Raw genomic sequence first — 11,165 nt, 5'->3', positions numbered from 1 at the left:
CTTTCGGCGCGTACAGCTTCGGTTGGCGGCGCGCAGTTGTGCCCCTTCCGACGCAGCAAGATGTCCGCGTTCGTTTCGACGTCGGCACGGACTCGGAGAATATCGAGCAGTCGATCGCGTATGCCGGGTGGTATGTCGACGACATCTCCATTTCCACCGACAGGCCGGTCGATAACACACCCCCGGCGGTAGTTTTTTCTCCGCCGGACGTGCATGTGCAGCCCGTCGGGCAACCATTGCCCGGGTTCGTGCTGAACGTAACCGACGATACAGGTGTCGCATCGGTGTTTGTCGACTATTCCATCGGGGGGGAAGCCGGCGTGACCGGTGCTTTCCCGCTGGCGATGTCGTTCACGGACCTGACGCGCTTTGCCGGCTCAATTCCTTCGGAGCCTTCCCTTGGTGCGGGTGACCGGTTCGAATACACCTTCCGGGTCACGGACTTTGACGGAAACGAGACGACGTATCGGGATTCGCAGGGTCAACCTCTCGTAATTGAGTACCGCACGGTCCGTACGGTCAACGTGCTGGTCGACGTGACACCTACCGGGCAGTGGGTCCAGGAGGGAAGTCAGTGGATCACGAGATCGGTCGAGGAACAGGCGGCCGTTTCCAGTCTCGTGCTTCCGCCCTCAACGCTTCCCGTGAACGTCTCCGATATCTGGCTTGCACTCCAGCACAACTATGTGCTGGGGGACGGTCTGGGCGGCAATCTCAGCTTCAGTGCAGACGACGGCAAGACGTGGTCGCTACTTTCACCCGCGGACAGCTATCCGTCGCGTTATGCTTCGGCAAATCACCCAATGAACGGTCAGGATGTGTTCTCCGGGAACTCCGGTGGCTCTGTAACGACGTTGTTTGATCTTTCCGCGTACGGCGGCAAGGAGATCAGGCTGCGATTCGATTACGGAGCAGACAGGGCGTGGGACTCTACGGAACGTTGGAGCATAGATTCCGCCGCGATCCAGGCGTCTTCTGTGGACGCCGAGATTGACGTCCCGGTCGAGCTCACACTGAACGCCAATTTCCCGGATCCCTTTGCGACCACTACAACGGTCAATTACACCGTGCCGAGCCAATCGGTCGTCCGAATTGACGCATATAATGTGCTGGGGCAGCTGGTGGCGCTGCTGACGAATCGTGTTCACCTCTCGGGGACGTACACCCTTACTTTCGATGGATCAACACTGCCCAGTGGTGTGTACTTCCTCACGATGGACGTCGAGGGCACGAGAAAGGTCGAGCGAATGATCATCGCGCACTAGGTCCGGCCGGGCCGGTTGCACGGGATTCGCGAGTGGTGAAGATTCCGGGAACGCAAAACCCGCGTCTCACGGCGGCCGTTGGAGTCGCCGGTCTCAAACTTCAGAATCAGGTGAAAAATGGATTATCAGGAAGGTGCATACAAGGTCAAAGACCTTTCGCTGGCCGATGCAGGCAGGCGCAAGATCGAATGGGCGGAAAGCAGAATGCCCGTTCTACTTCGTCTCCGCGACGAGTTTCGCGACGAGAAACCGTTTGAGGGATACAAGATCGCAGGATGTCTTCATGTGACCAAAGAGACCGCTGTTCTGATAGAGACATTCAGGGAATGCGGGGCGGAAGTGTCGTGGAGTGGTTGTAACCCCCTCAGCACGAACGATGAAGTGGCCGCTGCATTGGCGAAGAACGGCATCGAGATCTATGCGTGGTATGGCCAGTCTGTGGAAGAGTTTTATTGGAGCATCGAGCGCACCATCGACAAGCCTCCACACCTGACGCTCGACGACGGGGCCGATCTGATCTTCACGGTTCACAAGAACCACCCGGAGATGGCCGAGCACATTGTCGGCGGAAGCGAGGAGACGACCACGGGCGTGCACCGGCTCCGGGCGATGGCCGATGATGGCAAGCTTCTGTATCCCGTGTTCGCGGTGAATGACGCCGAGACGAAGTGGGATTTCGACAACGTGTACGGCACGGGTCAGAGTACGATAGATGGCATTCTGCGTGCTACGTCCGTCCTGATCGCAGGGAAAAACTTCGTCGTCGCCGGCTACGGTCATTGTGGCCGCGGTGTTGCCATGCGGGCGAAGGGAATGGGCGCTAACGTGATCGTCACTGAAGTGAAAGCAACCGCCGCCCTCAAGGCAACGCTTGAAGGCTTCCGCGTCATGGCGATGGACGAGGCCGCCGAAGTCGGCGACGTCTTCGTGACGGCAACCGGAATGAAGGACGTGATTCGTGGGGATCACTTCGTACGTATGCGCGACGGCGCCATCGTTTCAAACACCGGCCACTACGACGTCGAGCTCAACCTGCAGGAACTCGCCGAGCTGTCGTCCGACACTCGCATTGTGCGCGACGACTGTCGAGAATACACGCTCGAGAATGGCAAGCGAATCTTCGTGCTCGCAGACGGTCGCCTCGTCAACCTGGCTGCGGCTGAAGGTCATCCGTCCGAAGTGATGGACATGAGCTTCGCCAATCAGTTCATGGCCCACCTCAACCTCGTGCGCATGCACAAGGGTGGTGAGCCTCTGGAGCCGCGAATTATCGAAATGCCGCCTGAATTGGATCAGGAAATCGCGGGCATCAAGCTGGAGACCATGGGGCTATCGATTGATACGCTCACCAGCGAGCAGGAAGCGTACGCTACCGACTACTCGGCCGGCACCTGATTCTCAAGGCGTTCCGTCAGAAAAGAAGCCGCACCTCGACAAAACGGGGTGCGGCTTTTCTTATCGCCGGGTCCGTACGACACCCGGCGCGACTGATAACCTGAAATGGTGGCGGCTCAACTGTCGCCGGTTTCGTACGTGAGGATGTCCTGCTCGGTCTTTTCCTTGCTCTTCCACTCTTCTGCATCAGGTAGCGCGTCTTTCTTCTCGGTCACGTTGTGACCCAGATCCTTCCATTGTTCGGCCAGGTAGGTGTTCCATTCGGCGTAGTGCTGCCATTCCTCGGGAAGTTCGTCGTCGGCGAAGATGGCCTCCACCGGACACACCGGGACGCAGGCGTTGCAGTCGATGCACTCGTCCGGGTGGATCACGAGAAAATTCGGCCCCTCGTAGAAACAGTCTACCGGGCACACCTCCACGCAATCCGTGTGCTTGCAATTAATACACGGTTCGGCAACAACGTACGGCATGTGGATTCACTGATGGCTGATTGTTGAACAGGTTGACAGATGTCGCCGGAAAACTATGAAAGGTGTTCAAGCGACACAACCCGAAGAGTTCAGGTGAACCCGACTTCCCGACGTAGGTAAATCCCTCAAAGATCCGGGAAGAGGCCCGCGTCTTTGACGGGCACTGTGAGCCCGAGATGTTTGTAAGCCTGCGGGGTCGCGACCCGACCACGCGGAGTGCGCTCAAGGAAACCCTCCTGTATCAAGTACGGCTCGTACACCTCTTCGAGGGTTCCAGCTTCCTCGCCGACGGCCACAGCGATGGTATTGAGCCCGGTAGGGCCTCCTCGATACTTGTCAATAAGCGCCCTCAGAATGCGCGCATCCATTTCGTCCAGCCCCCTCCGATCAACATTCAAGGCATTCAAGGACCGATCTGCGACCGACAGATCGATTGTTCCGTCGCCCTCAACCTCCGCGAAATCGCGCGTACGCCTGAGAAGGCGGTTAGCGACACGCGGTGTCCCACGGCTGCGACGGGCGATCTCTTTGGCACCCTCTTCCGAAATCTGAACGCCGAGAATCCCGGCGGACCGTAACACAATCAGTGTCAGCAGATCGGCCGTGTAATAGTCGTACCGGAAGTCGATGCCGAACCTGGCCCGGAGGGGCGCGGTCAGCAGGCCCTTGCGGGTTGTCGCCCCGACAAGCGTAAACGGCGGCAGACTGATCTTGATGCTCCGGGCGTTGGGGCCTGAGTCGATGACGATATCGATCTGATAGTCCTCCATCGCCGCGTAGAGGTACTCCTCAACGACGGGACTGAGGCGGTGGATTTCGTCGATGAAGAGGACATCGCCCTCGCTCAGATTTGTCAGAATACCTGCGATGCTCGCCGGTTTATCCAGGACAGGACCACTTGTCGACTTGATACCGGCGCCCATCTCCGAGGCGATGATATACGCGAGCGTTGTTTTGCCAAGGCCCGGAGGGCCCGAAAGGAGGACGTGATCCAGAGACTCGCCCCGTCGACGCGCCGCCGTGATGAACACCGTCAGGTTACGTTTAATCTGTTCCTGCCCGACGAACTCATCCAGACTTGACGGCCTTAGCGACCGGTCGAAGTCTTCATCCGCTGCCACCGCGGACGATATCAGATTGCCTGGCCGATCATTCTCGCTGATCATGTAAGGGCGTTTGGTCCTGGCCGACGAATACCGGAGTGGGAGTGAAGCGGAAAGATAAGGAAAAGGGCGCGCGTTCCTTCAGGAGACCGCGACTTAACCGGAGCGAGCCGGGCGACGATAAAGCGCATAGGTGCAGCTGATGTTGTCAATCCACTGCTGCCGCGAATCGCCGTGCTCAACCAGATCCCGGACGACGCGTCGACGTCAAGAAAAACGCCTTGTTGACAAACCAGATGGACTGTTCTACGTTTAAGGCATTATGTTTGTGGTAGACGATATCCTGGTGTCGGACGAAGTTGCTACGCACTCGTTCTTTTGCAACCTTGGAGGTTGTCTGGGGGCTTGCTGTGTAAAGGGCGATTCAGGGGCGCCGCTGGAGGAATCGGAGCTCAAGCTGCTTGAGGCCGTCATTCCGGTCACCCGCAAATATCTGAGCCCGGAAGCACTGCACATCATAGACACCGAAGGGTGCTGGGAGGAGCGCGGAAGCGGGAAGTACTCCACCCGCTGTCTCGAAGGCGAAGAGTGCGTGTTCGTCACATATGAGGGCGCTGTTGCGAAGTGCTCCATCCAGAAAGCCTTCGACAAGGGGCGCACCGATTTCCCGAAGCCCATCTCATGCCATCTTTTCCCGATACGTATCGAAGACTACGGCACGCACGAAGTCATGAACTATGAGTGGGCGGCAATTTGTGAGCCGGGCCGATTGGCCGGCCATCATTCCGGCACGTATCTGACAGAATTCCTCCGCGAACCCCTCGTCAGGAAATATGGTGAGGAATGGTTCGACGCTCTCACCGATGCCTGTGATGAACGACGAAGCGTATTAAGTACCACCCAAAGAATCCCATAGTCGATGCTTAATCTTCAGCAAAGACAGAGTCTGCAGCAAAAGCTTTCCCCGCAGCAGATTCAGTATATCAAGCTGCTCCAGCTTCCGACGCTGGCGCTCGAGCAACGAATAAAGGCCGAGCTCGAGATCAATCCGCTTCTGGAGGAAGGAGAGGAAGAGGAAGAACTCGAAGCCAACGAGGAGCAGCAGGAGACCGAACCCGACGAGCCGACAAACGAAGCCGAGCAGGCCGCCGCAGAAGCGGAGGCCGAAGCTGAAGCGGCCGAGGACGATTTTGACTGGGAAGACTATCTCAACAGCAGCGAGGACCTCTACGGCTACAAGGCTCAGGTCGATGCTTCGGATGAGGAAGACGATCGCGAAATGCCCATGCCGGCGAAAACGACCACGACCGAGCACGTCAAGAATCAACTCCCGTATCTGGATCTTGACGAGAGCGACGAGTTGATTGCCGAGCAGATCATCGGCTCCATCGATGAGGACGGCTATCTGCGTAGATCTGCAGATTCGATCATCGACGATCTCGTATTCAACTACGGCGTGATGGCAGAGGAAGCCGATGTAGAGAGAGTGCTGAAGCTCGTGCAAACACTTGATCCGGTCGGCATCGCATCGCGAAATCTGCAGGAATGCCTGTTGGTTCAGCTACACGCCATGCCGCCGGAGGCGCTGGGCCGGAACGCAGCGATCCAGATGCTCGAGAAGTCCTACAAGGACTTCACGATGAAGCACTTTGAGTCCATCAAAAAGAAGCTGCGCCTGACTGATACCCAGTTGAAAGAGGCGTTTGACATTATTCAGAGATTGAATCCAAAGCCGGGAGAAGGCGAGTTCACGGCCGCGCAGAATTACATCACGCCCGACTTCACCGTTCGATACATGGAGGACGAGTTTCTGATTTCGTTGAACAGTGGGAACGCTCCTGAACTTCGAATCTCGAAGGGCTACCAGCAAATGCTGGAGAAGCTGAACTCCGAAAAGAAGCGCGGCGTCAAGAACAGCGACATCGATAGTGAAACAAAGAACTTTCTCAAGAGCAAGCTGGAGTCTGCACGCTGGTTCATCAACTCCATTAACCAGCGTCGTGCGACGATGATCAAGGTGATGCAGACGATCGTCGAGTTGCAGCAGAATTTCTTCAAGTTCGGGGAGGGTAACCTCAAGCCGATGATCCTAAAGGATATTGCCGAGCTGATAGAAATGGATATCTCGACGGTGAGTAGAGTCGTGAACGGCAAGTACGTTCAATCGGAGTTCGGCGTGTTCGAGTTGAAGTACTTCTTCTCGGAAGGATTGAGCACAGACAGCGGAGAGGATGTTTCGAACAAGGAAGTGAAGGCGATCATTGAGGGGATCATCTCAGAGGAGGACAAGCAGAAGCCGCTGTCGGACCAGAAGATTGCAGACCTCCTCGAAGAGAAGGGCTTTAACATTGCTCGCCGAACGGTAACCAAGTATCGTGAGCAGCTCGGCGTTCCGGTGGCACGCCTGCGAAAGGAAATCGTCCTAACGTAAACCTATCTACATGACGGATCTCGAGAAGCACTTCGAGCCGTTCCGGCTCAACACCATCGGTCACGGAAGTCATTTCGTGACGCCATTCGGCCGTCAGCCACTCGTCTATGCGGACTGGATCGCGTCGGGTCGACTATACCGGCCCATAGAAGAACAGATGGTCGACGTGTTCGGGCCGTTCGTCGGCAATACGCATTCGGAGGCGAGTGTCACCGGACGCGGAATGACGCGGGCGTACCACGAGGCGCGAACGATTATCAAGCGGCACGTGAATGCGTCCCACGACGACGTCATCGTCGCCGCCGGCTCCGGCATGACACGGGTCGTGAACAAGCTGCAACGGATCCTCGGGCTGCGTGTGCCGGAGCGGTTGCGCGACCAGGTCAAGCTAACCACGGAAGATCGTCCGGTTGTGTTTCTCACTCACATGGAGCATCACTCGAATCACACGTCGTGGCTGGAGACGATTGCTGACGTAGAGGTCATTCCCCCCGGTCGGGAGGGCCTGGTTGATCCGCAGAATCTTACGGTGCTCCTTCGAAAGTACGAGGACCGTCGTGTCAAGATCGGGGCGTTCACGGCGTGCTCAAACGTCACAGGCATCGGGACTCCGTATCACCGGCTTGCCGAGATCATGCACGAGCAAGGCGGTATCTGTTTTGTCGATTTTGCGGCGTCGGCACCGTATGCGAACATCGACATGCACCCCGACAATGCAGCTCAGAAACTCGACGCCATCTACTTCTCACCGCACAAGTTTCTGGGCGGACCGGGCTCGGCCGGTGTGCTGGTGTTTGACGGTCGCCTGTATCACAACTCCGTGCCGGATGTCCCGGGAGGAGGTACCGTCGACTGGACAAATCCGTGGGGCGAACACCGATTCGTCAAGGATATCGAAGCTCGTGAAGATGGCGGCACGCCTGCATTTCTGCAGACCATCAGAGCGGCACTGGCCGTCCGCCTGAAAGAGCAAATGGATGTCAAAGCCATGGAGGCGCGCGAGCACGAACTCTTGCAGCGGGCGTTTGCGCTTCTTCGCGACGTTCCGGGACTCGTGATTCTGGCGGACCACACGGAAGATCGGATCGGCGTCATCTCGTTCTACATCGAAGGAATCCACTACAACCTGATCGTACAGTTGCTTAACGATCGCTTCGGGGTCCAGGTGCGTGGTGGGTGTTCCTGTGCGGGAACGTACGGGCACTATCTGCTGCACGTCGACTGGGATAGATCGCATTCAATCACGGACAGGATCGACGCCGGAGACCTCTCGGCCAAACCGGGCTGGGTGCGCCTGTCACTGCATCCGACAATGACAGACGAAGAGATGGAGTACGCCATCGACGGTATTCGGCAGATTGCCGAAAACATCGATGAGTGGAGTCGTGACTACGGATACGACAACCACACCAACGAATTCTGTCACGTCGCGAGTGGCAACGGGATGGCTGAGGATCCGCTCGCTGGAGGCTTTGATCTTCCCGCGGCGCACCAGGCAGTTTCCTGAACTACGCGGTCAACGGGTCAAAGCCCGTGTTCTCTTCCGATGCAGCCGGAGCGTCGGCGATGAGTGGGGCCTCACGGTATTGCACGCGCTCAAAGTAGCTGACTTCGCTCCCGAACCACGCGACCGTGACTCCCGCACGGAGGAAGAACACGATCTGTTGCACGAGAAAGAGGAGCCACACGACCCCAATGGTCGCGGCGAAGGAGGCGTGCATTCGCACGGCCGCCACTGACAGGACAATGGCCACCAGGAGCCACATCAGATAGACCAGAACGGACGAAGGCCTCCGGAACGGGTATCGTATCCCGTCAAGCCACGCGGACGGCGCACTCCGACCGCTAATAACCAGACTTATTCTCCCGAAATCATGCATCATGTCGAGGATAGCCAGTCCAACGAAGAGGACCGCGGGCGTGACAATCCAGTAGAGCGTAAAGACGGATTCGATGTTTGAGAATACGAGTCGGGCGACCACGACCATGATGCCGACCACGACCAACCAGCCTAACAACGTCAGCAAGTAAAGCAGAGCCAGGAGGGTGGCTTTGCCCGTGAATCGACCGACGCCGTCCCAGAACGAGCGGGCTCCGCCATCGCGGAGTCCGTTGATCAGGCCCACGGAGACAACGACCTTCCACAGCAGGAACAACGGAATCATCCAGAACAACTGACCCCAACTCGCAATCAGTACATCACCCGACTTCTGCATGATGTCCGCCCACAGGACCAGGTCAAATCGCTGAACCAGATCGGCGGCATATCCGCTGGATGCCGTCGCGCCCACGAGCGCGCCATAAATCGGCAGAGAAAGCACCAGCGCTGCGATCAGATTTACGAGATAGATGAGCAGAGTGAGGCCCGGTTTCGCGGCAACCAGCCGGCCTCCACTTGCGATGCTTTGAGCTACCATGGTCTTCAGGGATTAGTACCGCCTAGAACAGGCCTGAAATGATGTACATCAGGTGCTGAATGATGGTCATGGCGCTGAGTTGCATTTCGCGCGCCAACTGACCGTCAGCTGTGACAACCCTGCGATTGTTCAGGCGATTGATGTCGAGCCACACTTTGTTGTCGGGATCCAATTCGGCCTCGACGATCCGAGTGTCGTGTGTGAACGCGAACGATTTCCAGCGATCGCCACGACCGTCCCATTCCACATCCTCAACGGACCCGTCGCCGTACGTGACCCGAAGCGTCTGCGGAAACGTACCGTCACCTGCTCTCTCGACCCATACCTGGCTCTTGTACGACGTTGAAGCGGTGTCAGCGTCGACCCTGGAATTGCGAATGCGATCCAGGCGATAGTCGACCACGGCATCGCCGTAGATGTACTGATCGGCAAACCACGACAGATCCTCTCCGGAAACTTCCTCCGCAACATCGATAAGGTCGCGCGTCGTCGGATGTTTGAATCGCCAGCGTGCATAGTACGTTCGAAGGAATTCCTTCATCGTATCCCATCCGAGATAGCCCTCAAGCGAATTCATCACGGTCGCCGGTTTGGCATACGAGACTTTGCCGTACTCGCCAAACGAATACTTCCACGCATATCCGTACAGACTGCCCTGGCTGGGGTCGTTCTTCGTGTAACTGAGTCGCTGACGGTCACGTGATCCGATTTCCAGCCCGGCTGCGGATAGCTCCGACCCGCTGCCATACGCGTCGTCCATGATGCGACTTTCCAGATAGGAGGTCATTCCCTCGTCGAGCCACGCTTCTTCGAACTCGTTACTGGCCAGTAGCCCGTAGAAGTACTGGTGCCCGAATTCATGAATGGTCGTGCTCTCGAGCGGCGTCTTCATCCACGACGGTTCGCCGTAGAACGTGAATCCGGTAATGAGCGTCGGATACTCCATACCGCCGGCACCACCCACCGCGTCTACGATCGTCAAAACGGTGTACGGATACTCGCCCACCCACTCGTCAAATCGCTCCAACGCGACCTTGGCGGCGTCGATGTGCCGTTGCGTCTGGCCGACGTGCTCTGGTTGCATGAGGGCGCGTATCGTCACGTGCCTCCACTGATCCGTTGCTTCCACGTATGCCGGACTCGCCGTCCATGAGAAATCGTGGACATCGTCGGCAGAGTAGGTAAAGCGTGTCGTGCCGTCGCCGGTTTCCTCCCCGATCTTAACGCCGGAGGCACCAAGGACGTAATTCTCGGGCACCGTCATCGATACGTGATAGGTACCAAAGTCGGCGTAGAACTCACCATTGGAGTGAAACTGGTGCGTGTTCCATGCTCCGCGAGGAGCATCGGCAGGTACATATCGCTGACCCGGGACCTCGTACACTCCGATCTTGGGAAACCACTGGGCTACCATAAAAAACGGCTCGCCACGATCGGTCTCCTCCCAACCCGTACGCGCGGACACTTTGGGAAGCTTCGATTCGAAATCGATGCGCAGCGCGATCGTTTCTCCGGGCGCTACGGCCCGGGGCAAGCGTACGGAGATGACCGTCTCATCGTTCGGGTTGGCGTCGTCGGGTTGAATGAACGTGATGTACTCGGTGAGATCAACCAACTCAGGCTCGAGTTCGGAGGTCCCTGCTGCCACCGCCCGCGGACGTTCCATCGCCATGCGCTCGATGTCGATTCCACCCCACGTGTTTTCTCCGGTCGCAGAGAAGCCGCGGTGTTGACCGCCGCTCTCGCGCATGAAGGTCGACTCGGGCCCCTTGAAAGCATTCAGATATAGATGAAACTGAAGCTCGTCGACAGCCACGCGGTCTGGATTTCTCCACGTCATGCGTTGGGTGGCCGAAACGGTGCGCGCATCTGGATCGAGCTCGGCGTCAATGGCGTACGATACTCGGCGCTCGCTGAGCGGCTCGTCGTAAATTGTTGACCTTTGCCCGAACAGAGGCTGAATTGGTATCGCGGTCAACAGGAAAACGGCTGCCGCGAAGGACGTGATAAATCGCATACCGGCGCACAGGATAGTGTGTAGCTTGTGGCCTACGAAGGCTACAGCGGCATGTTACCCGCTATGC

9 protein-coding genes are annotated in these 11,165 nt (G+C 57.5%); 5 read left to right on the top strand and 4 right to left on the bottom strand.

The annotated features are described in order from the left end of the window. Positions 1-38: 38 nt before the first annotated feature. The gene (locus tag HKN37_00900; GenBank protein NNE45197.1) at positions 39-1,265 is read left to right on the top strand and encodes a T9SS type A sorting domain-containing protein; all 1,227 of its coding nucleotides are present in this window, start codon (positions 39-41) and stop codon (positions 1,263-1,265) included. A 117-nt stretch (positions 1,266-1,382) separates the two neighbouring features. Then, on the top strand, positions 1,383-2,660 hold the full coding sequence (locus tag HKN37_00895; protein ID NNE45196.1) for an adenosylhomocysteinase: 1,278 nt from the start codon (positions 1,383-1,385) through the stop codon (positions 2,658-2,660). A 116-nt stretch (positions 2,661-2,776) separates the two neighbouring features. On the opposite strand, the gene HKN37_00890 is transcribed toward HKN37_00895, so the two are convergent. Further along, positions 2,777-3,130 (bottom strand): ferredoxin family protein, encoded by a 354-nt coding sequence (locus tag HKN37_00890; protein NNE45195.1) that lies wholly within the window; start codon positions 3,128-3,130, stop codon positions 2,777-2,779. 125 nt (positions 3,131-3,255) lie between these two features. Continuing rightward, positions 3,256-4,296: a Holliday junction branch migration DNA helicase RuvB gene (gene ruvB / locus HKN37_00885; GenBank protein ID NNE45194.1), complete on the bottom strand. Its 1,041-nt coding sequence runs from the start codon at positions 4,294-4,296 to the stop codon at positions 3,256-3,258. Positions 4,297-4,555: 259 nt separating this feature from the next. Here ruvB and HKN37_00880 point away from each other — a divergent pair, with 259 nt between their 5' ends. The 3 genes from HKN37_00880 to HKN37_00870 are packed head-to-tail and all read left to right on the top strand — an operon-like array spanning position 4,556 to position 8,171. Beyond that, positions 4,556-5,149, top strand: a complete 594-nt coding sequence (locus HKN37_00880; GenBank protein ID NNE45193.1) for a DUF3109 family protein — start codon at positions 4,556-4,558, stop codon at positions 5,147-5,149. Positions 5,150-5,152: 3 nt separating this feature from the next. Next, complete coding sequence (rpoN, locus tag HKN37_00875; GenBank protein ID NNE45192.1) at positions 5,153-6,664, top strand: RNA polymerase factor sigma-54; 1,512 nt, start codon at positions 5,153-5,155, stop codon at positions 6,662-6,664. A 10-nt stretch (positions 6,665-6,674) separates the two neighbouring features. Continuing rightward, positions 6,675-8,171, top strand: a complete 1,497-nt coding sequence (locus HKN37_00870; protein NNE45191.1) for an aminotransferase class V-fold PLP-dependent enzyme — start codon at positions 6,675-6,677, stop codon at positions 8,169-8,171. Position 8,172: 1 nt separating this feature from the next. Here HKN37_00870 and HKN37_00865 read toward each other — a convergent pair whose 3' ends face one another. Both HKN37_00865 and HKN37_00860 read right to left on the bottom strand, forming a co-directional pair. Then, positions 8,173-9,081, bottom strand: coding sequence for a hypothetical protein (locus tag HKN37_00865; protein NNE45190.1), 909 nt, complete (start codon positions 9,079-9,081; stop codon positions 8,173-8,175). A 22-nt stretch (positions 9,082-9,103) separates the two neighbouring features. After that, positions 9,104-11,098, bottom strand: a complete 1,995-nt coding sequence (locus HKN37_00860) for a M1 family metallopeptidase (protein ID NNE45189.1) — start codon at positions 11,096-11,098, stop codon at positions 9,104-9,106. Positions 11,099-11,165 lie beyond the last annotated feature (67 nt).

This window comes from Rhodothermales bacterium (assembly GCA_013002345.1).
Lineage (GTDB): Bacteria > Bacteroidota > Rhodothermia > Rhodothermales > JABDKH01 > JABDKH01.
The sequence above is the reverse complement of the archived record's forward strand: the minus strand, read 5'-3'. Positions and strand labels throughout refer to the sequence as shown.